Annotated in this window: 23 protein-coding genes; 11 read left to right on the forward strand and 12 right to left on the reverse strand. The window is 70.5% G+C overall.

Going from position 1 to position 23,911, the window contains the following annotated elements; translation table 11 throughout:
* Nucleotides 1-277 precede the first annotated feature (277 nt).
* Nucleotides 278-595 carry an Imm51 family immunity protein gene (locus OG714_RS44770; protein ID WP_406129796.1) on the reverse strand — a complete coding sequence of 106 codons (318 nt, stop codon included), beginning with the start codon at nucleotides 593-595 and terminating at the stop codon, nucleotides 278-280.
* A 103-nt stretch (nucleotides 596-698) separates the two neighbouring features.
* Nucleotides 699-2,123 carry a rifampin monooxygenase gene (gene rox, locus OG714_RS44775; protein ID WP_406132160.1) on the reverse strand — a complete coding sequence of 475 codons (1,425 nt, stop codon included), beginning with the start codon at nucleotides 2,121-2,123 and terminating at the stop codon, nucleotides 699-701.
* A gap of 375 nt (nucleotides 2,124-2,498) precedes the next feature.
* On the opposite strand from rox, the gene OG714_RS44780 reads away from it, so the two are divergent.
* Nucleotides 2,499-3,554, forward strand: coding sequence for a fatty acid desaturase family protein (locus tag OG714_RS44780; RefSeq protein ID WP_406129798.1), 1,056 nt, complete (start codon nucleotides 2,499-2,501; stop codon nucleotides 3,552-3,554).
* Nucleotides 3,555-3,696: 142 nt separating this feature from the next.
* On the forward strand, nucleotides 3,697-3,879 hold the full coding sequence (locus tag OG714_RS44785) for a hypothetical protein (RefSeq protein WP_019062690.1): 183 nt from the start codon (nucleotides 3,697-3,699) through the stop codon (nucleotides 3,877-3,879).
* Between the two features lie 247 nt (nucleotides 3,880-4,126).
* Here OG714_RS44785 and OG714_RS44790 read toward each other — a convergent pair whose 3' ends face one another.
* From OG714_RS44790 to OG714_RS44800, 3 genes are all read right to left on the reverse strand, one after another.
* The gene (locus OG714_RS44790; RefSeq protein WP_406129800.1) at nucleotides 4,127-5,095 is read right to left on the reverse strand and encodes a hypothetical protein; all 969 of its coding nucleotides are present in this window, start codon (nucleotides 5,093-5,095) and stop codon (nucleotides 4,127-4,129) included.
* Between the two features lie 135 nt (nucleotides 5,096-5,230).
* A complete protein-coding gene (locus OG714_RS44795; protein ID WP_406129801.1) occupies nucleotides 5,231-5,536 on the reverse strand; it encodes a hypothetical protein in 306 nt (101 codons plus the stop codon).
* Nucleotides 5,537-5,795: 259 nt separating this feature from the next.
* Nucleotides 5,796-6,404 (reverse strand): class I SAM-dependent methyltransferase, encoded by a 609-nt coding sequence (locus tag OG714_RS44800; protein WP_406129803.1) that lies wholly within the window; start codon nucleotides 6,402-6,404, stop codon nucleotides 5,796-5,798.
* Nucleotides 6,405-6,547: 143 nt separating this feature from the next.
* Here OG714_RS44800 and OG714_RS44805 point away from each other — a divergent pair, with 143 nt between their 5' ends.
* The 5 genes from OG714_RS44805 (at nucleotide 6,548) to OG714_RS44825 (ending at nucleotide 11,554) form a co-directional block, all read left to right on the forward strand.
* Entirely contained in the window at nucleotides 6,548-7,321 is a 774-nt protein-coding gene (locus OG714_RS44805; protein ID WP_406129805.1) for an MHYT domain-containing protein, read from the forward strand.
* 49 nt (nucleotides 7,322-7,370) lie between these two features.
* On the forward strand, nucleotides 7,371-9,896 hold the full coding sequence (locus OG714_RS44810) for a nitrate- and nitrite sensing domain-containing protein (RefSeq protein ID WP_406129806.1): 2,526 nt from the start codon (nucleotides 7,371-7,373) through the stop codon (nucleotides 9,894-9,896).
* Nucleotides 9,893-10,330, forward strand: a complete 438-nt coding sequence (locus tag OG714_RS44815; RefSeq protein WP_019062684.1) for a roadblock/LC7 domain-containing protein — start codon at nucleotides 9,893-9,895, stop codon at nucleotides 10,328-10,330. Before OG714_RS44810 ends, OG714_RS44815 begins: the two co-directional genes overlap by 4 nt.
* A 22-nt stretch (nucleotides 10,331-10,352) precedes the next feature.
* The gene (locus tag OG714_RS44820; RefSeq protein ID WP_406129808.1) at nucleotides 10,353-10,766 is read left to right on the forward strand and encodes a DUF742 domain-containing protein; all 414 of its coding nucleotides are present in this window, start codon (nucleotides 10,353-10,355) and stop codon (nucleotides 10,764-10,766) included.
* 182 nt (nucleotides 10,767-10,948) lie between these two features.
* Nucleotides 10,949-11,554, forward strand: coding sequence for an ATP/GTP-binding protein (locus tag OG714_RS44825; protein WP_200676982.1), 606 nt, complete (start codon nucleotides 10,949-10,951; stop codon nucleotides 11,552-11,554).
* A gap of 9 nt (nucleotides 11,555-11,563) precedes the next feature.
* Here OG714_RS44825 and OG714_RS44830 read toward each other — a convergent pair whose 3' ends face one another.
* Nucleotides 11,564-11,992, reverse strand: coding sequence for a PPOX class F420-dependent oxidoreductase (locus tag OG714_RS44830; protein WP_406129810.1), 429 nt, complete (start codon nucleotides 11,990-11,992; stop codon nucleotides 11,564-11,566).
* A 92-nt stretch (nucleotides 11,993-12,084) separates the two neighbouring features.
* Here OG714_RS44830 and OG714_RS44835 point away from each other — a divergent pair, with 92 nt between their 5' ends.
* Nucleotides 12,085-12,498 carry a roadblock/LC7 domain-containing protein gene (locus tag OG714_RS44835; protein WP_019062680.1) on the forward strand — a complete coding sequence of 138 codons (414 nt, stop codon included), beginning with the start codon at nucleotides 12,085-12,087 and terminating at the stop codon, nucleotides 12,496-12,498.
* Between the two features lie 126 nt (nucleotides 12,499-12,624).
* Nucleotides 12,625-13,626, forward strand: coding sequence for a DUF6397 family protein (locus OG714_RS44840; protein ID WP_406129811.1), 1,002 nt, complete (start codon nucleotides 12,625-12,627; stop codon nucleotides 13,624-13,626).
* Between the two features lie 21 nt (nucleotides 13,627-13,647).
* Here OG714_RS44840 and OG714_RS44845 read toward each other — a convergent pair whose 3' ends face one another.
* The gene (locus OG714_RS44845) at nucleotides 13,648-14,511 is read right to left on the reverse strand and encodes an acyl-CoA thioesterase II (RefSeq protein WP_327405782.1); all 864 of its coding nucleotides are present in this window, start codon (nucleotides 14,509-14,511) and stop codon (nucleotides 13,648-13,650) included.
* Between the two features lie 19 nt (nucleotides 14,512-14,530).
* On the reverse strand, nucleotides 14,531-17,044 hold the full coding sequence (locus OG714_RS44850) for a DUF3516 domain-containing protein (protein ID WP_406129813.1): 2,514 nt from the start codon (nucleotides 17,042-17,044) through the stop codon (nucleotides 14,531-14,533).
* Between the two features lie 145 nt (nucleotides 17,045-17,189).
* Here OG714_RS44850 and OG714_RS44855 point away from each other — a divergent pair, with 145 nt between their 5' ends.
* Nucleotides 17,190-17,981: a metal-dependent hydrolase gene (locus OG714_RS44855; protein WP_033278306.1), complete on the forward strand. Its 792-nt coding sequence runs from the start codon at nucleotides 17,190-17,192 to the stop codon at nucleotides 17,979-17,981.
* 32 nt (nucleotides 17,982-18,013) lie between these two features.
* Here OG714_RS44855 and OG714_RS44860 read toward each other — a convergent pair whose 3' ends face one another.
* From OG714_RS44860 to OG714_RS44875, 4 genes are all read right to left on the reverse strand, one after another.
* Nucleotides 18,014-18,286, reverse strand: coding sequence for a type B 50S ribosomal protein L31 (locus OG714_RS44860; protein ID WP_406129815.1), 273 nt, complete (start codon nucleotides 18,284-18,286; stop codon nucleotides 18,014-18,016).
* A gap of 51 nt (nucleotides 18,287-18,337) precedes the next feature.
* Nucleotides 18,338-18,814 carry a DUF5709 domain-containing protein gene (locus OG714_RS44865; RefSeq protein WP_406129817.1) on the reverse strand — a complete coding sequence of 159 codons (477 nt, stop codon included), beginning with the start codon at nucleotides 18,812-18,814 and terminating at the stop codon, nucleotides 18,338-18,340.
* Nucleotides 18,815-19,218: 404 nt separating this feature from the next.
* Complete coding sequence (locus OG714_RS44870; protein ID WP_406129818.1) at nucleotides 19,219-21,000, reverse strand: ABC transporter ATP-binding protein; 1,782 nt, start codon at nucleotides 20,998-21,000, stop codon at nucleotides 19,219-19,221.
* On the reverse strand, nucleotides 20,997-22,925 hold the full coding sequence (locus OG714_RS44875; RefSeq protein WP_406129820.1) for an ABC transporter ATP-binding protein: 1,929 nt from the start codon (nucleotides 22,923-22,925) through the stop codon (nucleotides 20,997-20,999). The genes OG714_RS44870 and OG714_RS44875 overlap by 4 nt, the downstream gene beginning before the upstream one ends.
* 226 nt (nucleotides 22,926-23,151) lie before the next feature.
* Here OG714_RS44875 and OG714_RS44880 point away from each other — a divergent pair, with 226 nt between their 5' ends.
* Nucleotides 23,152-23,907 (forward strand): L,D-transpeptidase family protein, encoded by a 756-nt coding sequence (locus OG714_RS44880; protein WP_406129822.1) that lies wholly within the window; start codon nucleotides 23,152-23,154, stop codon nucleotides 23,905-23,907.
* The last annotated feature ends 4 nt before the right edge of the window (nucleotides 23,908-23,911 follow it).

A 23,911-nucleotide genomic window follows, 5' to 3' on the forward strand; every position in this document is an offset into this window, starting at 1 on the left:
TGACAGCGGCCAGAGTTGGGCGTCAGGAGGAACGGTGCTCGACGGTGAGATGAATCCGGGGTGTCGTCCGCCGGTCGGGCGGGCGTGGCATCGGGGCGGGTCGGCAGTAGTTCGATCGCGCCCTGTGAGGCTGTCGGTTACACAGGCCCGGTGACGGATCCCTACCCTCTCCGCCCGGACGCCGAGGACGAGTTCGAGGCCTGGGCCCGTATGGTCACTGACACCAGGCCCCTGCTGGCCGTGGCCTGACCCCGCCCAACCCGGCGGGGTCACAGCGCTAGTCGTCGAACTCGAAGCCCGAGGTCTCCGCACGGGCAATGATGTCGCGGACTGCCTCGGGGCTTGTGATGACGGATTCAACGACCGTCTTGAGCCGCTCGAGGTCCCTCGAACTCCCGACCGCGCAGAACATGCCGGCCTCGCTGTCGAAATCGAGGCGTTCGGCGATGTCCGGCCAGGCGAACTGCACGAGACCTTCCCAGAAGTACCCGTTCGGCTCGTGCCCGGCGGCAACTACCGCAGCATCGGCAGCCAGGCCACTGGCTTCCAATGTCAGCGAGTGCTTGCTGCCGAAGTCATGCAGGTTGACGGTCACGGCGCGATCTTTTCACGCCCGGTGCACGAGCTGACCGATCCCTCGAACCGCTCATCCGGGCCCTCACCGTTCCCGACTCCGGTGAACCTGTCCGGTCGCAGCACTAGTGGGCCGCGCCGAACCACTTGGGCAGGCGGCTGAACAGGTCCTCCTGGTCGTCGCCGACCCAGGCCACATGCCCGTCCGGTCGTAGAAGCACCGCGGGTGCGTCCAGTTCCTCGCTGACGTCGACTACGTAGTCGACGCGATCCGCCCAACCCGTAACCGAGAGGCGGCCGGTCTGGTCGAGCAGCAGTCCTCGGCCGGCGTGCATCAACTCGTAGAGGTGCCCTGTTTTCAGCTTCACGTCCCGGAGCCGGCGACCGAGCAGTTCATGTCCCTCGCCGAAGTCGTAGCGGATCCCGACCGCGGTGATCATTTCGGTCACGTACCGGTTCACCTCCTCGAAGTCCATGAGCGTCGAGAACAGTTCCCGTAGTGCGGTCGCACCCGGATCGGTCCCCAGAAGCGTGATCTGCGCGCGCGTGTTGGCGACAACTCGGGCGCCCACGGGGTGTCGTTCGGTGTGGTAGCTGTCCAACAACCCTTCCGGAGCCCAGCCGTTGACCTCCGCGGCCAACTTCCAGCCGAGATTGAACGCGTCCTGCACACCGAGGTTGAGCCCCTGCCCACCGGTCGGCGGATGGATGTGCGCCGCGTCGCCGGCCAGCAGGACCCGGCCGACCCGGTAGTGCTCGGCCTGCCGGGTGGTGTCGCCGAACCGGGACAGCCAGCGCGGCGAGTGCACGCCGAAGTCCGTGCCCGCGACGGCCCGTAGCTGCTGTTTAAAGTCGTCGAGGGTCGGCGCGGTCGCACGGTCCTCGGCAACGCCGTCGGCGGGCACGACGACGCGGTACACCCCGTTCTCGCCGGGGCTGACGCCGAACCGCAGTTGGGTCTTGCGGACTTCCTCGACAACGGCGGCAATGGTCGCCGGATTCTCCGCCACCTCCATCTCACCCAGCAGCGTCTCGACCGTCGCGGGCTCGCCGGGGAAACCGACACCCAGGAGCTTGCGCACCGTGCTGCGGCCGCCGTCGCATCCGACGACATAGCGCGAACGCAACCGCGTGCCGTCCGCCAACTCGACGGTCACCCCGTCCTCGGCCTGACTCAACCCGACCACTTCGCGGCCACGCCGGATCTCGATGCCGAGTTCGACGGCACGCTCGGCGAGCAGCCGCTCAGTGACCGGCTGCGGGGTGGCGACGCCGTACGCGTGAGCCGTGTCCGACCGGTCCGGCCAGGGCTTGACGATGCCCCCGAAGAGACCGCCCGTCCGGAACTTCTCACTGACCGCGAGGAACCGGTCGAGGAGGCCGCGCTGGTCCATGATCTCGACACTGCGCGCGTGCAGACCCTGCCCGCGGGACTCCCCGGTCGGCTCGGTCAACTTCTCCAGCACGACCACGTGTACGCCGTGCAGCCGCAACTCGCAGGCCAGCATCAAGCCGGTCGGCCCGCCGCCGACCACGATCACGTCAATCATCAGAACGCCCATCCAACGAGATTGGTTTCCGGCCTGCCGATCCGTGGACCTGTGCTCGCGACTCGTTCGTTTCCGCAGGTCCCGGCCTCGGTCGGCCATTTTGCGGGACGACCCGGGCCTTGCCGCAAGCCCCCCGCTGCGCTATACCTTGGGTATGGCAAGGAGTGGATGAGCTCCTTGCCATTTCCGTTTTCCGGCTACCTCTCCGCGAGCTCGACTTCCGGGGAACGGGCCGGCCGGGGTGTCGTCAACCCCCCTGTGCAGGCCCGGCTGACCCCCATAGGGACACGGTGGGTGCCGCCATGGTCGCGACCGGTCGCCCATTCGTACGTTTGCTCAGGTCAGCCCGTCACCTGAGAGAGCCGGAGACCGGACATGTCCCAGACCACCGCAGTCATCGGCGTGCATGATCCGAGGGATGCCGTCGCGGCGCCCCCAGGAAGCGAGTTCGCGCCCCTGCTGCGCACGGTCAAGGGCAGAGGCCTACTGGAGCGTCGATATGCCTGGTATGCGCGCTGTATCGCCGCCAACGCCCTCGCGTTGGGCGGCATCGTCACCGGCATCATCCTGATCGGCGACTCCTGGCTGACGCTGCTCCTGGCCCCGCTGCTCGCCGTGTTCGGCGCCCGCACGGCCTTCATAGGCCATGACGCGGGCCACTCCCAGATCGCCGGCGGCAAGGCCGTCAACCGCGTCATCGGCCTGATCCACGGCAACCTGCTCCTGGGGATGAGCTACTCCTGGTGGAACGACAAGCACAACCGCCACCACGCCAACCCCAACCACATCGACAAGGACCCGGACGTCGTCGCCGACGTCCTCGTCTTCACCGGCAAGCAGGCCAAGGACCGCTCAGGCTTCCGACGGTGGCTCACCCGCAACCAGGCGTGGCTGTTCTTCCCCCTCACCCTGCTCGAAGGCGTCGCCCTCAAGGTCCACGGTTTCCAGGATCTACGGCGCCAGCCCCGCCGTGAGCGAGCCGTCGAAGGCGCCCTTCTGGTGACCCATGTCGTGGCCTACGCGACGCTGCTGCTCATATCGATGTCCCCGGGGAAGGCCCTCGCGTTCGCCGCGCTGCACCAGGCCCTGTTCGGCCTGCACCTGGGCCTGGCCTTCGCGCCCAACCACAAGGGCATGGAGATGCCGGACCCGAACGGCGAACGGTGGGGCCATCTCCGGCGCCAGGTCCTCACCTCGCGGAACATCCGCGGCACCGTCCTGACCGACTGGTTCCTCGGCGGCCTCAACTACCAGATCGAACACCACCTCTTCCCGAGCATGCCGCGACCCAATCTGCGGCTCGCACAGCCCCTGGTGCGCGCCCACTGTCAGGATGTGGGTATCCCCTACGTGGAGACCGAGCTCGTCGACTCCTACCGGCAGGCCCTGCGCCACCTCCACGCGGTGGGGGAGCCGCTGCGAATGGAGTGAACGGAGTGACGGAGCAGCCGACGGCCCGGGTACCAGTAGGGGAAGCGCCTCAGGGATGTCTCAGGGTCGCGATCCGGAACTGTGCGGAGCGCGGACCCGTTTTCAGATCAGAGAGCGGCTGCGGCCGCGGAGGAGGCGACATATGTCGAAGAGCGCGAAGATCGCCGTAGGAGGTGTGGCGGTCGGACTGATCCTGTTGATCTGGCTGCCCTGGTGGGTCGCATTCCTGATCGTCGTAGGAGTGCCGACAGCCGCATATCTCACACTGGACCCCTCGCAGCGGCGCCGGCTGCGCCGCGTGGCAGGCAAGGAGATCGGCCGCTGACGCAGGGATCGCCGACTGCGTTCCGGGCCGGTGCACGGGAGCAGCGCAGAGCACTGCACCGTCCGCGGGACTGCCGATAACAGCCCTGTGGACGGTGCTCGGCCGAGCACCGTCCACAGACCGAGAAGGTTGTTGAGCATCGCGCGGTCCCGGGACGGTTACCGGCGGGCTCATGCCTGGCCGTGGACAGCGCACGGCTACGCGTGCGTGACCCGGACCCCGGATGCCCGGGTCCACGCCCAAGAGTTCAACTCGGCCGTACGGCCAGCTTGTCGAGTGCTTCCAGGAGACCGGGCAGCTCGGGGCCCCGGCCCACCGGCAGGACCTCGCCGGGCTCGTCGTCGAGCAGGACGAACGCTATGTCGTCGGTCCGGGCCACCAACGACCAGCCGGGGCCGTCGGCGCGCAGCGTGCGCGCGTCGCCCGGTGCGAAGGACGATCTGACGCGGCCGAGAGGCGGCGGGGTGTCGACGTACGCCCGGACCTCCGTCAGCACCCGACGGACACCGCTGTGGCCCGTCTTGGGGCCATCCTCGGTGCCGTCCGCCGGGGTCCCGTCCGACGCGTTGTCGTCCGACGGCGCTCCGTCCGTCCCGGACGCGGTGCCCGGGTCGGCGTCGTCAGGGTTGGCGTCCGAGGCGGCCTCGTCCGCCTTCGATGCGTCACCCGCCCCGTGCTGCGCCTCCTGAGCCTTCTGCGTCTCCTCCGTCGAGAAGGTCGAGTCGTCGATCTGCTCGCGCCACAGGGCCCATTGCAACGCGATCTCGTCGGCACCCAGCCGTCGCTGTGCCGGACCCCAGGTGGTGGTGTCCGGCGGAGTCAGCGGTGGCCGGTTCACGAGGTCGGGGTCCGGATCGTGCGGCGCGGGCACGTTGGGAGCCGAGACGGCGACCGCGAGCGGCCAGCCCGGCAGGGCGGCGACCACCGTGCGTTCGCTCGGCGACAGGTCGTACTCCATGCCGCAGTCCCAGGACGCGATGGCGACCGCGACCAGTGACACGTCGTCGATGACGACCGTCCACCGCGACCCGTCGCCGTCCTGGCCGAGAACCAGGCCGTACCCGTCGGCGAGCGGCGCCATACCGAGCGCCGCACAGGCCTCCGGGTAGTCGTCGCCCAGCACACTCGGGAACTTCGCAGGCGTCAGCAGCACCGCCGTGAGCACATAGAGCGCATCGTCCTCGGCGGCGACGGCCTCTTCATCCGTGTCGGCCATCCCAGCCTCCCCATCATTCGTCCAACCGCGCGCACCCTAGTGTGCGCGGAAGCCGCTTGTCACGACTCCCAAGTACACCCGGAGCTGCAGTTTTCCGGCTGGACAGGGCGAAATGACCGCCGGTAACCCGAACTGTCAGGCTGCGGGGAGCCCAAGAAGCGCACGAGCCACCGTCCTTGGCGACTCGTCACGCTCCCTCGCGAGCGCGACGACGGCCCGGCACGCCAGCTCGCTCACCCCGAAGGACAGCGCCTCCGGCGACACCCAGCCGGTCGCCTCGTCGATCCGGTCCTGGTCGTCCTCCGCGCGGGCCGCGACATAGACGGCGGCGGCCTCGAAGAGATTGGGCGGGCGTCGTTGCGGGGCGCTGTCGGCGCTGTCGGACTCCGCGCGCGTGGTCTTGAGAAATCTGGCGAAGGTCTTGCGGGGCCTGTCGAACATGCTGACCACCTTCCCCCTGCGTCGTTCTCTGTCGCTGACCGTTCATCTACTGCTACCCAACGTAGAGTTGGAGTTGCGGCGACAGAAGGGGGACGGTGCGGTGAAGCGCATCGGGCGCCCCGCGCGGAGACGGGTCAGTCGTCGAGTGAGTCCAACGTGGCCCGCAGTCACGTCAGTTCGGTCCGGCTCGTGGCCCGGGCGGTGGTGAGGATGCGACCTGGGGCAGCGGCAGCCCGGGGCGTGTGACCCGCGCGCGGGCTCAGCTCTCGCGCACGGCCAGCGCCAGGAAGCGGGTGTCCTCGTCGGCGTACGACGTCATGCGCCACCCCGAACCGGCCAGCAGCGGACGGAGATTGAGCTCCGCGCGCAGGTCGTCCGGCGTGATCTGCCGCCCCTGACGCGCCGCGAGCGCCGCCCGGCCGATCGGGTGGAACAGGGCGAGCATGCCGCTGGGGCGTACCACGCGTGCCAACTCCCGTAGATTCTCATCGGGTTGGGGCAGATGCGCGATCAGGCCGGCGGCGAACACGGCGTCGAGCGACTCCGACCGCAGCGGCAGCGCGGCGATGTCGGCGAGCAGCAGATGCCCGTCACGGCCCCGTCCTGCCCGTACGGCGGCCTCCAGCATGGCCGGGGTGAGATCGGCCCCGACCACCACTCCGGACCGCCCCACGGCCGTACGGAGGGGCGGCAGTGCGCGTCCCGTCCCGCAACCCGCGTCGAGCACCCGGTCCCCCGCGCGCAGCCCGAGTTCGGCGACCGCGGCGGCGTAGGCGGGGCCGTCGTCGGGAAAGCGGCTGTCCCAGTCGGCGGCGCGCGCACCGAAGAACTCCTGGACACGTGTGTGGTCGTCGCTCATGTTCCGCATGATCCCTCACCGACACGGATGACGCTTCGGCGCACACGTTCGAGCGTCACGCGGTCGTTCAGGTACCTCTCTGTGTCAGATTGCGACACCTTTCGAAATGCGCCCCCTTTGTGCACCCGTGCCCCTACTAGCGTCCCCTGGTCATGGGACACCTGGACCACGCCACCTTCGGCTGGCTGACCCCCGTGCTGTCATACGTGATGGCCTGCATGGGCTCCGCACTCGGGCTGCGCTGTACCGTCCGCGCGCTCGGCGCAACCGGCCGGTCGCGCCGCAACTGGCTCATCACCGCGGCCTCCGCGCTCGGCACCGGCATCTGGACCATGCACTTCGTGGCCATGCTCGGCTTCGGCGTCAGCGGCACCGACATCCGCTACGACGTACCACTGACCGTGCTCAGCCTCCTCGTCGCCATGGTCGTCGTCTGCGCGGGCGTCTTCGCGGTCGGCTACGGCCGCGACCGGGGCCGCGCGCTCTTCCTCGGCGGCCTCACCACCGGACTGGGCGTCGCGAGCATGCACTACCTGGGCATGGCGGCGATGCGGTTGCACGGAGGCGTGCACTACGACCCGATGCTCGTCGGGCTCTCCGTGCTCATCGCCGTCGTCGCGGCGACCGCGGCCCTGTGGGCGGCCCTCAACATCAAGTCGCCCGTCGCGGTCACCGCCGCCGCCCTCGTCATGGGAGCGGCCGTCAGCAGCATGCACTACACCGGCATGTTCGCGGTCCGCGTGCACGTCACCCCCTCAGGGGAGGTCCTGCCCGGCGCCACGGCGATGCAGTTCATCTTCCCCCTCGCCGTGGGCCTCGGGTCCTACCTGTTCCTGACCTCGGCGTTCGTCGCACTGTCGCCCACCACGGGAGAACGCGAGGCCACCGCCTCGGCCCAGCGGCCGGTGGAGAGCCTCGCCCGCTAGCCCGGCCCGCGCAGCACGCCCCTGAGAACCACTTCCGAGCGAGGAGGCCATGCGTACCCCCCGTAGGACCCCGAGAGCCGGCGTCGAGACGCCGCCCGTGCGCGGTCGTCGCGCGCATGCCGGACCACCCGCCGACGAACTCTTCGACGAGCCCCTGGACGCCCCGTCGGAGGACATACCCCCGCGCGCGGGACGATGGCGGATGCGACCCCGCACCGTCCGAGCCAAGATCGTCTGCCTCCTGATGGTGCCGGTCGTCTCCCTGCTCGCCCTGTGGGCGTACGCCACCGTCAGCACCGCCCAGGACGTCTCCCGGCTACGGCAGTTGCAGCGCGTGGACTCCGCGGTGCGCAGCCCCGTCGCGGCGGCCGTCGCGGCACTCCAGGCCGAACGGTCGGCCGCCGTACGCTACGCGACCGACCCCGACGCCGAGCAGAGCGGCGACCTGAAGAAGCTGGCGGCCGGCACGGACCGGGCGGTCGCCCGCTTGCGGCTCGGTGACGACAACACCGTCGCCGACGGCGAGGAACTGCCGGCCGGAGTCGCCCGACGCCTGGAGACCTTCGTCACCGGAGCCGAGCAACTGCGCTCACTGCGGGCCGACGTGCTCGGCCACCGCGCGGGATGGGACGAGACCTACGGGCAGTACACGAAGACCATCGCGACGGCCTTCGCCGTGGGCGGGGCGCTCACCGGAATCCAGGACGCCGACCTCGGATCCGACGCGCGCGTGCTCCTCGAGTTCTCCCGGGCCGGCGAATCGCTGTCCCAGGAGGACGTGATGCTCGCCGGCGCCCGTCTCGACGGCAGGCTCGACGGGGAGCGGCTGAGGCTGTTCACCGGCGCCGTCGACACCCGACGCACCCTCACCGACTCCGCCGTCGCGGATCTGAGCGGCTCCGAACGCGCCGCCTGGCAGCACCTCGCCGACACCAGCGCCTACGCCGCGGTCGGCACCGTCGAGGACAAGGTCCTGGCCGCCGCCCCGGGCACCCGGGCGATCGCCGTGGCTCCGGAGACCACCTGGAACAACGCGCACGCACGCGTGCAGGACGGTATGCGCACCATCGAGTCGGACGCGGGCAGCGGGGTCGCGGATCGCGCCGATCCGTTCACCCGCGGGCTGCTCACCTCCGCCGGTGCCGCGGTCCTGCTCGGCCTCGCCGCCGTCATCGCGTCGCTCGTCATCTCGGTGCGCATCGGACGCGGCCTCGTCATCGAACTCGTGAGCCTGCGCAACGACGCCCTCGGGATCGCCCGCCACAAACTCCCCGAGGCCATGCGGAGACTGCGTGCCGGGGAGGAGATCGACATCAGGGCGGAGGCCCCGCCCGGGTCGCCCGCGGAGGACGAGGTCGGACAGGTCGTCGAGGCCCTGAGCACCGTGCACCGCGCCGCCCTGCGGGCCGCCGTCGAACGCGCGGAACTCGCCAGCGGCATCTCCGGGGTCTTCGTCAACCTCGCCCGCCGCAGCCAGGTCCTGGTGCACCGTCAACTCAGCCTGCTGGACAGCATGGAGCGCCGCTCCGAGGACCCGAACGAACTGAGCGACCTGTTCCGCCTCGACCACCTCACCACGCGCATGCGACGGCACGCCGAGAGCCTGATCATCCTCTCCGGAGCGGCACCCGGCCGGGCCTGGCGCCAGCCCGTCTCCCTGACCAACGTCGTCCGTGCCGCCGTCTCCGAGGTCGAGGACTACGCACGCGTGGAGGTACGCCAACTCCCCGAGGCGTCCGTCGTCGGCGCGGCCGTAGCCGACCTCACACACCTGCTCGCCGAGATCGTGGAGAACGCGGCCCAGTTCTCGCCGCCGCACACACGCGTGCGGGTCACCGGCGAACCGGTCGGCAACGGCTACGCCGTAGAGGTCGAGGACCGGGGCCTCGGCATGGGCACGGAGACCCTGGGCGACGCCAACCGCCGCATCGAGCAGTCCGAGGCCCTCGACCTCTTCGACAGCGACCGGCTCGGCCTCTTCGTGGTCAGCAGGCTCGCCGCCCGCCACGGCATCAAGGTGCACCTGCGGACCTCGCCCTACGGCGGAACGACGGCGGTCGTCCTGCTGCCGACTGCACTGCTGCACGGCGGCGCGGCGGAACGTGCCCCGCGCGCGGCGGTCGAGGACGGCGAGCGGGCCGTGGAACGCGAATACGCGCGCGTGCCCACCGCGCCCCGGCACCAGGAGTCCGTCCCGGCCTCGGCCGACCGGCCCGCCCTGGCGGTCTCCGCGCGGGCCGCGGCGGAGCCGGCGAACGACACCCCGCCCCCCGGAGTCACCACCTTGCGACTGCACCGTCCCCCCGTGGACACCGAAGGGACCGACGAGAGCGACGACCTCCCACGCCGCGTACGACAGGCGAACCTCGCCCCCCAACTCCGCGAACAGCCCACCGCGGAACGGGAACAGGCGCCGTCCGCCCCGCGCGACGAGCACCGCACCCCGGAGGCCGTACGGGACCGGATGTCGGCCTACCGCGAAGGCTGGACGCGCGGCGGCGGCAGGCAACCGGGCCGTGGTGCCACCCCAGGCCCCACAACGGGCAGCGACAGCAGCGAAGGAGACCCCGCGTGATCCAGGACCCGAGCATGAGGGCCGCCCAGCGGTCCGGCGAACTCGACTGGCTGCTGGACGACCTGGTGCTGCGCGTGAGCGAAGTACGTCATGTCGTGGTGCTGTCCAACGACGGCCTCGCCGTCGGCGCGTCGACCGACCTCAAGCGCGAGGACGCGGAACACCTCGCCGCGGTCGCCTCCGGATTCCACAGCCTGGCCAAGGGCGCGGGGCGGCACTTCGGAGCCGGCGGAGTACGGCAGACCATGGTCGAGATGGACGACGGATTCCTGTTCGTGGCCGCGGCCGGAGACGGCTCCTGTCTCGCCGTACTCACCGCTGTCACGGCCGACATAGGCCTGGTGGCGTACGAGATGGCACGACTGGTCAAGCGCGTCGGCGAGCACCTCTACACGCCGCCGCGCGTCGGTGCGCGGCCGCCCGCAGCCGGATGAGGCGAGAGGGCGATCCGCTCCGATGACCGAGGACACGACCGGCGCCCAGCGCGAGCCGGGCAGCCAGTGGTACGACCAGGAAGCCGGGCCGCTGGTCCGCCCCTACGCGATGACGGGCGGACGTACCAAATCAGGCCCTACGGGAGTGCGTTTCGACTTGATCGCGCTCGTCACGCTGGACAAGGGAGCGCCCGGTCTCGACGACGACACCGGGCTCGGACCGGAACACCGGGCGCTCATCGACCTGTGCCGTACGGAAACGCAGTCCGTCGCCGAACTCGCCGCAGGAGCGAACCTCCTTCTGGGAGTGGTCCGGGTGCTCCTGGGCGACCTCCTGGAGCTCGGCTGCGTCACCGTCAGTCGCCCGGTGCCGCCCGCGCAGTTGCCCGACGAACGGATTCTGCGCGAGGTGATCGAAGGGCTACGGGCACTGTGACGAAACTTCAGAACCACTCGAACGCGTACGGCACCGCCTTGTGCACCCTTTCGCTCACCGAACGGGTGCGAAGCGGTCGCAACGGGCAAAAAGCGGTCCAACCCCCCAGGGTGAGGCCGCACTTGCCACGATGCACACGTACGGACGTCGAGCGTTGCCGGCACTCCCGAGAGAAGTGATCGATGGTCTCCGAGCACTCCGACGCCGAGGACGGCGAGACGACCGCCCTGGCGTTGAAGATCCTGGTCGCCGGCGGGTTCGGCGTGGGCAAGACCACCATGGTGGGCGCGGTCAGCGAGATCAGGCCGCTGCGCACCGAGGAACTGCTCAGCGAGGCCGGTCAGTTGGTGGACGACACCGGAGGCGTGGACCAGAAGGTCACGACGACCGTCGCCATGGACTTCGGCCGCATCACCATCAGGTCCGGCCTCTCCCTCTACCTGTTCGGCACACCGGGCCAGGACCGCTTCTGGTTCCTGTGGGACGAGCTGTCGCAGGGGGCCCTCGGGGCGGTCGTCCTCGCGGACACCCGGCGACTCGAGGACTGCTTCCCCGCGGTCGACTACTTCGAGCACCGGCACATCCCGTTCGTGGTGGCCGTCAACTGCTTCACGGGCGCCCGCAGTTACGGCGCTCGCGACGTCTCCCGCGCGCTGGACCTCGACCAGGGGACACCCGTCGTCCTCTGTGACGCCCGGGACCGCGACTCGGGGAAGGAGGTGCTGATCCGGCTCGTCGAGTACGCGGGGCGGATGCACACCGCCCGGATGCTCGACTCGGTGGGCTGACGGGGCATCTCACTCCGAAATGCCCTTCTGTGCCAGGACCTTCTCGACCGTGACGCGGACGAGGAGTTCGCCCGGCACCCCGTTGCGGGCGCCGAACTCCTCGGCGCGCTCCTCGCCCATGTACCGGGCCCCGATACGGGCGGCCCAGTACCGGAGCTCGACCGGATCCTCCGACAGGTGGGCGCGCCCCTGCAGCACCACGAAGTCGAACGGCGGGCGATCGTCGTCCACGCACAGGGCGACTCGCCCGTCACGGGCAAGATTGCGCCCTTTTACCGTTTCCTTCGCGGTGTTGAACACCACATCGTCCCCGTCCAGCAGGAACCAGATCGGCGCCACATGAGGGCTCCCATCGGCGCGGACGGTCGACAGCTTGCCGGTGCGCGTGCCGAGCGAGACGAACGCCCGCCACTCCTCGTCGGTCATCTTCTGTGCCATGCCCCTATCCTCCTTGCCCGGGCGACGGAGGTGGGGAAGGCTGACGGGAGATCCTCCGGCCAGGGGGAGAGGCGACACGGGGAGGCCGGAACATGGCGCAGAACCAGGGACTGAGCTGGCTGCTGGACGATCTGACCGAGCGTGTCGAGCACGTACGCCACGCCCTGGTCCTGTCCAACGACGGACTGGTGACGGGCGCGAGTACGGGACTGCGCCGCGAGGACGCCGAACACCTCGCCGCCGTCTCGTCCGGACTGCACAGCCTGGCCAAAGGGTCTGGACGCCACTTCGGCGCGGGCGGGGTGCGCCAGACGATGATCGAGTTCGACGACGCCGTCCTGTTCGTCACCGCCGCGGGCAGCGGCAGCTGTCTGTGCGTCCTCAGCGGCGCGGACGCGGACATCGGCCAGATCGCCTACGAGATGACACTCCTCGTCAACCGGGTCGGCGAGCACCTCGGCGTGGACGCCCGGCAGCCCGAGCGGACCCCCGTCACAGACCTCTGACCTGCTACTTCATCAGCCTTTGGGGAGTTATCCACAGGCTTGCCACGGGATCCGTCGAACCGGTTACGGTTTGTTCATCGCAAGCGCACACAGCGTGAGCATTGGACTCCGCGGGGGAGATCGACCATGGCAGGAAACACCATCACCAAACCGTCCGACCTCTCGTGCACGCCCAGCCGGGCGGCACGTGAACTGGGGCTCAAGCGCGGCGAGTTCGACCTCGCCGTCCATCTCGGACGTATCCGCACCGTGCCCGACGAAGGGGGCCGCGGCCGACGCGTCGCCCGCGCCGAGATCGACCGACTGCGCTCGGCGGACGGATTCCCCGACACCCTCCTGGAAAGCGTCAGGACGGTGGGCACCACGGGCGGCGCGGCCCTCATGGAGGTCACCTCCGCCAGGTTCACCCGCCTCGCCCGGCTGGGACTGGTGGTGCCGGTGAAGTTCTACCTCAACCGCTATCGGGCCGTGGTCTGGCTCTATCTCGCCGAAGAACTACGGCAGTTCGCGGCCGACAAGAACCACACCGCACTGCTGAACGGCCGCACGCCCGAGGGCATGAGGGACCAACTGCAAGAGGGCCTGGATCTACGGCCCCGCAACTGGCGCGGACGGCATCTCGGGTTCCTGCTCCGCCAGGCCGGCGACCCGTGGGAGCACGCCGGCGCCCTGGCCGCGCTGCTGGATACCGTCCAGGTAGCGGAGATCGTCCAGGACCCGTACGAGCGCGCCTACTTGAACCGGTTCTGGCCGGACCCGCCCGCCCACGGGGCTCCGGGCTCGCCCGCCGCCCACCTCGCCGAGCGGATCATGACGGCGGAGGACCCGGACGAGATCAGCTGGCTACGGGCGGATCTGACCCAGGTACTGGTCGAGGCGCGCAGCCACCGCCCCGCACCACGGCCGACAGCCGAACTGACTGCACTACGGCCGACAGCCGAACTGGCCGCACCACGGCCGATCGCTGAACCGGCCGCATCGCGAACGACCGTCCAACCGGTTGGACCACGGCCGATCCCCGAACCCGTCGGTCCACCGCCGTCCCTGAGCGAGCACCCGCCCGAGCAGGCGCCGGATCCCGCGCGGTCACGCGGCATGTTGGGCTGGCTGCGCCGCAGAAGCGCCTGAGCCGCAGCGCGCGTCCGCCGGCTACAGCGCTCTGAACAACCCTTCCTGGACGACCGAGACGAGCAGGCGTCCCTCCAGGTCGTAGATGCGCCCGCGGGCCAGACCGCGGCCGCCCGTCGCGATCGGGGACTCCTGGTCGTACAGGAACCACTCGTCCGCGCGGAACGGCCGGTGGAACCACATGGCGTGATCCAGCGACGCCATGTCGAAGTTCCGCGGTCCCCACAGCGGTTCGACGGGGATACGGACGGCGTCCAGGAGCGTCATGTCGCTGGCGTACGTCAGCGCGCAGGTGTGCACCAGCGGATCGTCGCCGAGCGGCCCGACCGCACGCATCCACACCGCGCTGCGCGGCTCGGCGTCCTTGATCTCCTCGGCACTCCAGCGCAGCCCGTCCGCGTACCGGATGTCGAAGGGCTGACGGCGCGCCATCCGCTCCAACTGCTCGGGCAGCACGCCCAGATGGGCCCGGACCTCCTCCGACACCGTCGGCAGGGACTCCGGGTCCGGGACCTCGCGGGCCGGCAGCTGGTGCTCGAAGGGACCTTGCTCAGGCTTGTGGAAGGAGGCGGTGAGATTGAAGATCGTGCGGCCCTGCTGCACACCGGTGACCCGACGGGTGGTGAACGACCGCCCGTCCCGCACCCGCTCGACCTGGTACACGATCGGCACGCCCGGCCGGCCAGGGCGCAGGAAGTACGCGTGCAGCGAGTGCACGGGCCGGTCGCCCTCCGTGGTGCGCCCCGCGGCGACCAGCGCCTGGCCCGCGACCTGCCCGCCGAATACCCGCTGCAGGGACTCGTGCGGGCTGCGGCCACGGAAGATGTTGACCTCGATCTGCTCCAGGTCGAGCAGGTCGACGAGCCGCTCTGCCGGGTTCGTCATGGGTGGGATTCTCCTGTGCTCACAGCTGGCCGACGTCGGTGACACGGACGACCGCACGGCCCTCCGTGTCGGAGGCCGCGAGATCGATCTCCGCGCTGATGCCCCAGTCATGATCGCCGTTCGGGTCGGCGAAAATCTGCCGAACGCGCCACAGGTTGTGCTGGGGCTCCTCCTCGATGAGCAGGAGCTTGGGCCCGCGCGCGTCGGGGCCGGTGCCGAGGTCCTCGTACTCGTCCCAGTACTTGTCCATCGCCTCGCCCCAGGCGTCCGCGTCCCAGCCGGACTCGGCGTCCAGCTCGCCCAGTTCGCCGACATGGTCGAGGGCGGCGAGTTCGACGCGGCGGAACATCGCGTTGCGCACCAGGACCCGGAAGGCGCGCGCGTTCGCGGTGACGGGTTTGACCTGGTCGGCCTTCTCCTGCGCCTCCTCGGCGGTCATCTCCGCCGGGTTGGCCAGCTGCTCCCACTCGTCCAGCAGGCTGGAGTCGACCTGGCGCACCATCTCGCCGAGCCAGGCGATCAGATCCTCCAGATCCTCGGACTTGAGGTCGTCCGGGACGGTGTGGTCGAGGGCCTTGAAGGCACCGGCGAGGTAGCGCAGCACGATGCCCTCGGTGCGGGCCAGCTCGTAGTACGAGGTCAACTCCGTGAAGGACATGGCCCGTTCGTACATGTCACGGATCACGGACTTCGGCGACAGCGGGTGGTCGCCGACCCACGGGTGGCTCGTGCGGTACGTGTTGTACGCGTGGAAGAGCAACTCCTCCAGCGGCTTGGGGTAACTGACGTCCTGGAGGCGCTCCATGCGGTCCTCGTACTCGACGCCGTCCGCCTTCATCGCCGCCACGGCCTCGCCGCGCGCCTTGTTCTGCTGGGCGGCGAGGATCTGCCGCGGGTCGTCCAGCGTGGACTCGACGACGGACACCATGTCCAGCGCGTACGACGGCGACTCGGGGTCCAGCAGCTCGAAGGCGGCGAGCGCGAAGGTCGACAGCGGCTGGTTGAGGGCGAAGTCCTGCTGCAGGTCGACCGTGAGGCGCACGATGCGGCCTTCGGCGTCCGGGGTGTCGAGCTTCTCGACGATGCCGCCGTCCAGGAGCGAGCGGTAGATGGCGATCGCGCGCCGGATGTGCCGCAACTGCTGCTTGCGCGGCTCGTGGTTGTCCTCCAGGAGATGCCGCATCGCGTCGAAGGCGTTGCCGGGGCGGGCGATCACCGACAGCAGCATCGTGTGCGTGACCCGGAAGCGGGACGTCAACGGCTCCGGCTCGGAGGTGATGAGCTTCTCGAAGGTGGTGTCCGACCAGCCGACGAAGCCCTCGGGTGCCTTCTTGCGGACGACCTTCCGGCGCTTCTTCGGGTCGTCGCCCGCCTTGGCGAGCGCCTTCTCGTTCTCGACGACGTGCTCGGGGGCCTGGGCGACCACGAGACCGGCCGTGTCGAAGCCGGCGCGTCCGGCGCGGCCCGCGATCTGGTGGAACTCACGGGCACGCAGTGTGCGCACCCGGATGCCGTCGTACTTGGCCAGCGCCGTGAACAGCACTGTACGGATGGGCACGTTGACGCCCACCCCGAGCGTGTCCGTACCGCAGATGACCTTCAGCAGACCCGCCTGCGCGAGCTTCTCCACCAGGCGCCGGTACTTGGGCAGCATGCCGGCGTGGTGCACACCGATGCCGTGCCGTACGTAACGGGAGAGATTGCGGCCGAACTTGGTGGTGAAGCGGAAGTTGCCGATCAGCTCGGCGATCTGGTCCTTCTCCTCGCGCGAGCACATGTTGATGCTCATCAGCGCCTGCGCCCGCTCCACGGCCTGCGCCTGGGTGAAGTGCACGATGTAGACCGGCGCCTGCCTGGTCTCCAGCAGTTCGGTCAGGGTCTCGGTGAGCGGGGTCAGCCTGTACTCGTAGGAAAGCGGCACCGGACGGGTCGCCGAGCGGACCACCGAAGTGGGGCGCCCGGTGCGGCGGGTGAGGTCCTTCTCGAACATCGCGACGTCGCCGAGCGTGGCCGACATCAGGATGAACTGCGCCTGCGGCAGCTCCAGGATCGGGATCTGCCAGGCCCAGCCGCGGTCCGCCTCCGCGTAGAAGTGGAACTCGTCCATGACGACCTGGCCGACGTCCGCGTGCTTGCCGTCCCGCAGTGCGATCGACGCGAGGACCTCGGCGGTGCAGCAGATGATCGGGGCGTCGGAGTTGACGGACGCGTCGCCGGTCAGCATGCCGACGTTCTCGGTGCCGAACATCTTGCACAGCTCGAAGAACTTCTCCGAGACCAGCGCCTTGATCGGGGCGGTGTAGAAGGTGACCTCGTCCCGGGCCAGTGCGGCGAAGTGCGCACCGGCAGCGATCATGCTCTTGCCGGACCCGGTGGGCGTCGACACGATCACGTTCGCACCGGAGACCACCTCGATCAGCGCCTCCTCCTGATGGGGGTAGAGCGTGAGACCGCGCTCCTTGGCCCACGACTCGAAGGCTTCGTAGAGGGCGTCGGGATCTGCGGTCGGCGGCAACTGGTCGATGAGGGTCACGACCCCATCTTGCCTGGCGCCGTGGCCGATGGGGGAATCGGCTGCGGAGACGAAGATCGCTACCGCTACGCTGTGTCGCCGACAGAGTGTCAGGGCGCCCGAGCAACTGACCGGCGGCGTAAGAGGAATGGGGCGGGGAACGGCCATGATGGGACCAGCACACTCACTGTCGGGAGCGGCGGCCTGGCTCGGCGTCGGAGCGGCGACCGCCGCGGCCGGGCATCCGATGCCCTGGCCGGTGATCCTGGTAGGCGCCCTGATCTGCGCCGGCGCAGCGCTCGCCCCGGACCTCGATCACAAGGCGGCGACCATCTCCCGGGCCTTCGGACCCGTTTCCCGGACTGTGTGCGAGGTCGTCGACAAGCTCTCGTACGCCGTCTACAAGGGGACCAGGAAGCAGGGCGACCCGCGCCGCTCCGGCGGGCACCGCACGCTCACCCACACCTGGCTCTGGGCGGTCCTGATCGGGGCGGGGAGTGCGGGCGTGGCGATCCTGGGCGGTCGCTGGGGAGTGCTGGCGATCCTCTTCGTGCACATGGTGCTGGCCATCGAGGGCCTGCTGTGGCGGGCGGCCCGCGGCTCCAGCAGCGACATCCTGGTGTGGCTGCTGGCGGCGACCAGCGCGTGGATCCTGGCCGGAGTGCTGGACAAGCCGGGCAACGGTTCGGACTGGCTGTTCACGGACCAGCACCAGTACCTGTGGCTGGGACTGCCGGTCGTGCTGGGCGCGCTGGTGCACGACATCGGGGACGCGCTGACCGTCTCCGGCTGCCCGATCCTGTGGCCGATCCCGTTGGGCCGCAAGCGCTGGTACCCGATCGGCCCGCCGAAGGTGATGCGGTTCCGCGCGGGCAGCTGGATCGAGCTCAAGGTACTGATGCCGGTGTTCATACTGCTCGGGGGAGTCGGCTGCGCGGCGGCGCTCAACGTGATCTGAGGCCCGGCCACGGCTCCGGCGCGGGCAGTGACTCACGCCCCGCCGGAAACCTGGCCCGCCTCGCCGCCGCCGTAGCGCCGCTCGAACTGGGCGATGCGGCCCTCCGTGTCCACCGTCCGCGCCTTGCCGGTGTAGAAGGGGTGGCTCTCCGAGGAGATCTCCACGTCCACGACCGGGTAGGTCTCGCCGTCGTCCCACTCGATGGTCCGGTCGCTGGTCGCGGTGGACCGGGTCAGGAAGGCGTATCCGGCGGCGCGGTCCCGGAAGACCACGGGGTGGTAGTCGGGCTGCTTGTCCTGCTGCATGACTGCTCCTCCTGCGGCGGTGGTGCGGTGGACGGCGAAGGGGCGGCGAGGTCAGCCGTACAGGGAGTCCTCGTCCTCGTCGACGATGTGCATCGCGGCCTCCTCGGCGGAGGCGGCGGCACCGTCGATGCCCACGTCCGTGGCGATCAGGCCGCTCTCCTCGTCCTCGTGCGCTCCTTCGTCGGGTGCCACGAGCCGACCGGAGCGGACGTCGCCGACCTCGATGTCCCGGAGTTCGCCGTCCGTGTCCTCGGAGTCGCCGAGGCCGTCGCCGTCGGACACGGCGAGATCCGGGACTTCCTCGGCGAGGCGCTGATCGAGCGTCTCACCGTGCTCGCGCCCAGCGGCCGTCACATCGTCGCGTTCCACCGCCCAGGGGCGGTCCGGCGGGGACCAACCGCGGTCGAGGGGGTCCTCGACGCCGTCGGCCACCAGGGTGTCCTCCGCGTCCAGCAGACCCGCGTCGTCCTGCACCTCGGATCCGTCGGGCTGGTAGACGTCGTCTCCCCATCCGTCGGCGCTGTTCACGGGTACCTCCAGGTGGTGGGGACCGGCCCGTTCTCACCGCGGTCGGCGGCGGGTCGCCGCTGTGCGGGGCACAGGCGGCGCCCGGCACGAACCACATGGTCCCCGGGCACTTCCCGAACCGGTGCCGCTCCCCAGCCTTCCACCCCTTTTCCCCACCGCGCAACGGCACAGCCTCGGCCGGGGCGGGCACATCCCCAGCCACATCCCTTCTCACCAGCCCCGGCACGCATCCGGTTCCGGCGCGACAGGGCGCCCCGAAAGGGGCGCGAGGCTGTGACATGTGCGGCTCCGCCGCGTGGGCGCGACCAGCCCCCACCGGCCCGCAGGTTCCCACCGGCCCGCAGGCCAGTCACGTCCATCCCCGACCACCGCCCCGCACCCCAGTCACCGCTCGACCGGCGGAGCTACCCGTGCCAGGACCGCCAGAGCGCCGCGTACGCCCCCTCCGCCGCCACCAGCTCGTCGTGGCTGCCCAGCTCGCTGATCCGCCCGTCCTCGACGACGGCGATGACGTCCGCGTCGTGGGCGGTGTGCAGACGGTGCGCGATCGCGACGACCGTGCGGCCGTCGAGGACACGGGCCAGGGACCGTTCGAGGTGCCGGGCCGCGCGCGGGTCGAGGAGCGAGGTCGCCTCGTCCAGGACCAGCGTGTGCGGGTCGGCCAGCACCAGCCGGGCCAGCGCGATCTGCTGGGCCTGGGCCGGGGTGAGCGCCAGCCCGCCCGAGCCGACCTCGGTGTCCAGGCCGTCGTCCAGCGCCCGCGCCCACCCGTCCGCGTCGACCGCGCCCAGCGCCGCCCACAGCTCGGCGTCCCCCGCGTCGGTCCGGGCGAGCAGGAGGTTGTCGCGCAGGGAGCCCACGAAGACGTGGTGCTCCTGGTTGACGAGGGCCACATGGGAGCGGACGTGCTCCGCGGTCATCCGGGACAGTTCGGCGCCGCCGAGGGTGATCCGGCCGTCCCGGGGCGCGTAGATACCGGCGAGCAGCCTGCCCAGGGTGGACTTGCCCGCGCCCGAGGGGCCGACCAGGGCCAGCCGGGTGCCGGGCGCGACCTCCAGGGACACCTTGCGGAGCACGTCGACGCCCTCGCGGTAGCCGAAGTGCACCCGGTCCGCGTGCACGTCCCGGCCCTCGGGGGACAGCGAGGCGTCCCCCGCGTCGGGCTCGATGTCGCGGACGCCGACCAGCCGGGCCAGCGAGACCTGGGCGACCTGGAGCTCGTCGTACCAGCGCAGGATCAGGTTGACCGGGTCGACGAGCATCTGCGCGATGAGGGCGCCCGTCGTCAGTTCGCCCACGTCGATCCAGCCCTGGAGGACGAACACCCCGCCGAGCATCAGGACCGAGCAGAGCACCGTGACATGGGTGACGTTGATGACCGGGAAGAGCACCGACCGCAGCCAGAGCGTGTAGTTCTCCCAGGCGGTCCACTCCTTGACGCGGCGTTCCGAGAGGGCGATGCGCCGGTCGCCGAGGCGGTGGGCCTCGACGGTGCGTCCGGCGTCCACGGTCTCGGCGAGGGCCGCGGCCACGGCGGCGTACCCGGCGGCCTCGGAGCGGTAGCCGGCCGGTGCGCGCTTGAAGTACCAGCGGCAGCCGATCACCAGCACCGGCACCGCGATCAGCACGGCGGGCGCCAGCGGCGGCACGGTGACGACGAGACCGCCGAGCAGCAGCACCGCCCACACCACACCGATCGCCAGTTGCGGCACGGCTTCCCGCATCGCGTTGGCGAGCCGGTCGATGTCGGTGGTGATGCGGGACAGGAGGTCGCCGGTGCCCGCCCGCTCCAGGACACCCGGGGGCAGCCCGACCGACCGTACGAGGAAGTCCTCGCGCAGGTCGGCCAGCATCCGCTCGCCGAGCATCGCGCCCCGCAGCCGCACCTGCCGGATGAACAGGGCCTGGACGGCGAGCGCGACCACGAACACCCCGATGATCAGGCCGAGATGGAGTTCCCGCGCTCCGTCCGACACCCGCTCGACGAGATCACCGAGCAGATAGGGGCCCACCATCGAGGCGACCACGGCGACCGTGTTCACGGCGACGAGAAGGAGGAAGGCACGGCGATGCCGGTGGAACAGTTCGGACACGTAGGCCCGTACGGTCGCGGGGGCGCCGACCGGCAGCGTGTTCGCCGTGGTCGGGGCCGCCGGGTCGTAGGCCGGGGGCGCCACGCCGATCATGCGCTCTCCTCGATTTCTTCCAGTGCGCTCCGCAGAGCGGCTTCGTCGTCCAGGGCACCTCGCAGGGAGGCATCGTCGTCGTCCGCGGCACCCCGGAGGGGACCCTCGTCGTGTTCCGCGGCACCTCGGAGCGGGGCCTCGCGGGATCCCAACTCGCTCCGCGGCACGGCCTGTTCAGCGCGCGACGCGGACTCCTCCTCCGTCTCGCGCGTCACCACGGCCCGGTACCGGGGCTCGCTGCGGAGCAGGTCACGGTGCGTGCCGACCGCCACGACCTCGCCCTCGTGCACCAGCACGACCCGGTCCGCGTGGTCGAGGAGCAGGGGCGAGGAGGTGAACACCACCGTGGTGCGGCCGGTCCTCAACTCCCGTACGCCGTCGGCGATCCGGGCCTCGGTGTGGGAGTCGACGGCGGAGGTCGGCTCGTCCAGGACGAGGACCTCCGGGTCCGTGATCAACGACCGCGCCAGGGCGAGCCGTTGGCGCTGGCCGCCGGAGAGGGAGCGTCCGCGTTCGGTGATGCGGGCGTCCATCGGGTCCTCGGTGTCGAGCGAGCCCTGCGTGAGCGCCACCAGTACGTCCCCGCACTGCGCGGCGGCCAGGGCCTCCTCCGCGCCGACCGCACCCGAGGAGGGCACGTCGAGCAGTTCGCGCAGCGAACCGGAGAGCAGCACCGGGTCCTTGTCCTGGACGAGGACGGCGGTGCGCGCCGAGTCCAGGGGGAGGTCGTCGAGCGGTACGCCGTCCAGGAGCACGGAGGTGCCCGCCTCGGCGGGGTGTCCACCGAGGCGCTCCGCCAGTCGCCCGGCCGCGTCGGGGTCGCCGCACACCACGGCGGTGAGCCGGCCGGAGGGCGCGAGCAGACCGGTGTCCGGGTCGTACAGATCCCCGGCGGGCACCTCGGCCGCGCGCGTCCCCCCGGTGTCGGTGACCCGCTCCAGGGACAGCACGCGTGCGGCGCGTTTGGCCGAGGGCCGGGAGAAGGAGTACGCCATGGCGATCTCCTCGAAGTGCCGCAGCGGGTAGGACATGATCATCACCGCGCTGTAGACGGTGACCAGTTCGCCGACGGTGATCCGGCCCTGGCGGGCCAGCTGCACGCCGTGCCAGACGATCGCGATCAGCAGCAGACCCGGCATCAGCACCTGGATCGCGGAGATGACCGCCCACATCCGGGCACTGCGCACGGCCGCGTGGCGGACCTCCTGGGAGGCGCGGCGGTAGCGGTCGAGGAACAGTTCCTCGCCGCCGATGCCGCGCAGCACCCGCAGTCCTGCGACGGTGTCGGAGGCGAGTTCGGTGGCGCGGCCCGCCTTCTCGCGCTGCACGTCGGCCCGCCGGGTGGCACGGGGCAGCAGCGGCAGCACGGAGACCGCCAGCACGGGCACACCCACGGCGACGACGACACCGAGCGCGGGCTCGTACACGAACAGCCCGACGCACGCGATGACGATCGTCAGCGCGGCGGCCAGGAAGCGCGACAGCGCCTCCACGAACCAGCCGATCTTCTCGACGTCACCGGTCGACACGGCCACGACCTCACCTGCCGCGACCCGCCGGGTCAGCGCCGAGCCGAGGTGGGCGGCCTGGCGGGCCAGCAGTTGCTGGACGCGCGCGGCGGCCGTGATCCAGTTGGTGACGGCGGCCCGGTGCAGGAAGGTGTCGCCCACGGCGATGCCCGCCCCGCACAGCACCAGCAGCCCGCCGGTCTGGGCCAGCCGGCTCCCGGAGCGGTCGACCACGGCCTGCACGGCGAACCCGACACAGAACGGCAGCGCGGAGACGGACACGAAGTGCAGCAGTCCCCAGGCCAGGGACTTGAGCTGGCCACCGAGCTGATTCCGGCCGAGCCACCACAGGAATCGGGGCCCCGAGCGCGCGTCGGGCACACCCGGGTCGGGATACGGAAGGTCTTGAATCTGCATGACGTCCCAGTGGCTCTTGTCAGACGGGAAAGGGGAGGGATGAAGCGCGGAGCGCGGCAGCACACCGCGAGCGGAGTACGGCAACAAACCGTGAAAGGTTCGCGTCGCAGCGTGGTCCGGAGCAAGCGGTTTTCCCTGCCAGGGGTCAGAACCGGCGTTCACCCATCAGGGGCGAGATGTCCGTGACCTCACACAATGCCACCGAATGCGATGTGACCATGGCCCGATGCAGAGTGGCGGCACACGACGTGCGACGGTCGCGATGGCGACTCTCGGTTCCCTCCTGGCGATGACGACCCTGTCCGCGTGCGGCAGCGCGCACACCGGACACCCCGGCGGCCGGGAAGGAAGACCCGGCGCACAGGCGACCCACCCGGAACCCGCCGTCGCCACCCCGGACCCGACCCGCATCCCGGACGTCGGCGACCGGCTCCAGCACGCCATCCCCACCGACACGAGCCAGGTCCTGACGGTCTACGGCGACGGCAAGGACTCCCCGAACTCGACCGCCGTCCTGTTCACCAAGAACGGCTCCACCTGGGACCGGGCCGCCAGTTGGCCCGCGCACAACGGCAAGCTGGGCTGGACCACCGACCACCACCTCGACGACAAGCGCAGCCCCATCGGCGTGTTCACGCTGACCGCCGCGGGCGGTGTGCTCGACGACCCGGGCACGGCACTCCCGTACTCCCAGGACGAGTCGTACGAGGCGCCGCGCGACTGGGACGAGTCGCACTGGCACGACTTCGACTACGTCATCGCCATCGACTACAACCGCGTCCCCGGCACCCCGCCCGACGACGCGGAGCAGCCGATGGGCGAGGACAAGGGTGGCGGGATCTGGCTGCACCTGGACCACGGCAGCGGTACGTCCGCCTGCGTCAGCCTCTCCAAAGAGGCGATGGAGTACCTGCTGCGCACACTCGACCCGGACCGGCATCCCGTGGTGCTGATGGGGGACAGGGCGGACCTCAAGGGGTAGAACA

It is taken from the genome of Streptomyces sp. NBC_00989 (assembly GCF_045162655.1).
Lineage (GTDB): Bacteria > Actinomycetota > Actinomycetes > Streptomycetales > Streptomycetaceae > Streptomyces.

What these genes read in the sequence shown, in the direction of transcription:
- OG714_RS44790 (WP_406129800.1), bottom strand. Translation starts at nt 5,095, where the DNA reads ATGGCCGACACGGATGAAGAGGCCGTCGCCGCCGAGGACGATGCGCTC.
- rox (WP_406132160.1), bottom strand. Translation starts at nt 2,123, where the DNA reads ATGATTGACGTGATCGTGGTCGGCGGCGGGCCGACCGGCTTGATGCTG.
- OG714_RS44830 (WP_406129810.1), bottom strand. Translation starts at nt 11,992, where the DNA reads ATGGCACAGAAGATGACCGACGAGGAGTGGCGGGCGTTCGTCTCGCTC.
- OG714_RS44780 (WP_406129798.1), top strand. Translation starts at nt 2,499, where the DNA reads ATGTCCCAGACCACCGCAGTCATCGGCGTGCATGATCCGAGGGATGCC.
- OG714_RS44785 (WP_019062690.1), top strand. Translation starts at nt 3,697, where the DNA reads ATGTCGAAGAGCGCGAAGATCGCCGTAGGAGGTGTGGCGGTCGGACTG.
- OG714_RS44855 (WP_033278306.1), top strand. Translation starts at nt 17,190, where the DNA reads ATGATGGGACCAGCACACTCACTGTCGGGAGCGGCGGCCTGGCTCGGC.
- OG714_RS44880 (WP_406129822.1), top strand. Translation starts at nt 23,152, where the DNA reads ATGCAGAGTGGCGGCACACGACGTGCGACGGTCGCGATGGCGACTCTC.
- OG714_RS44795 (WP_406129801.1), bottom strand. Translation starts at nt 5,536, where the DNA reads ATGTTCGACAGGCCCCGCAAGACCTTCGCCAGATTTCTCAAGACCACG.
- OG714_RS44840 (WP_406129811.1), top strand. Translation starts at nt 12,625, where the DNA reads ATGGCAGGAAACACCATCACCAAACCGTCCGACCTCTCGTGCACGCCC.
- OG714_RS44835 (WP_019062680.1), top strand. Translation starts at nt 12,085, where the DNA reads ATGGCGCAGAACCAGGGACTGAGCTGGCTGCTGGACGATCTGACCGAG.
- OG714_RS44825 (WP_200676982.1), top strand. Translation starts at nt 10,949, where the DNA reads ATGGTCTCCGAGCACTCCGACGCCGAGGACGGCGAGACGACCGCCCTG.
- OG714_RS44820 (WP_406129808.1), top strand. Translation starts at nt 10,353, where the DNA reads ATGACCGAGGACACGACCGGCGCCCAGCGCGAGCCGGGCAGCCAGTGG.
- OG714_RS44860 (WP_406129815.1), bottom strand. Translation starts at nt 18,286, where the DNA reads ATGCAGCAGGACAAGCAGCCCGACTACCACCCCGTGGTCTTCCGGGAC.
- OG714_RS44845 (WP_327405782.1), bottom strand. Translation starts at nt 14,511, where the DNA reads ATGACGAACCCGGCAGAGCGGCTCGTCGACCTGCTCGACCTGGAGCAG.
- OG714_RS44870 (WP_406129818.1), bottom strand. Translation starts at nt 21,000, where the DNA reads ATGATCGGCGTGGCGCCCCCGGCCTACGACCCGGCGGCCCCGACCACG.
- OG714_RS44805 (WP_406129805.1), top strand. Translation starts at nt 6,548, where the DNA reads ATGGGACACCTGGACCACGCCACCTTCGGCTGGCTGACCCCCGTGCTG.
- OG714_RS44875 (WP_406129820.1), bottom strand. Translation starts at nt 22,925, where the DNA reads ATGCAGATTCAAGACCTTCCGTATCCCGACCCGGGTGTGCCCGACGCG.
- OG714_RS44800 (WP_406129803.1), bottom strand. Translation starts at nt 6,404, where the DNA reads ATGCGGAACATGAGCGACGACCACACACGTGTCCAGGAGTTCTTCGGT.
- OG714_RS44810 (WP_406129806.1), top strand. Translation starts at nt 7,371, where the DNA reads ATGCGTACCCCCCGTAGGACCCCGAGAGCCGGCGTCGAGACGCCGCCC.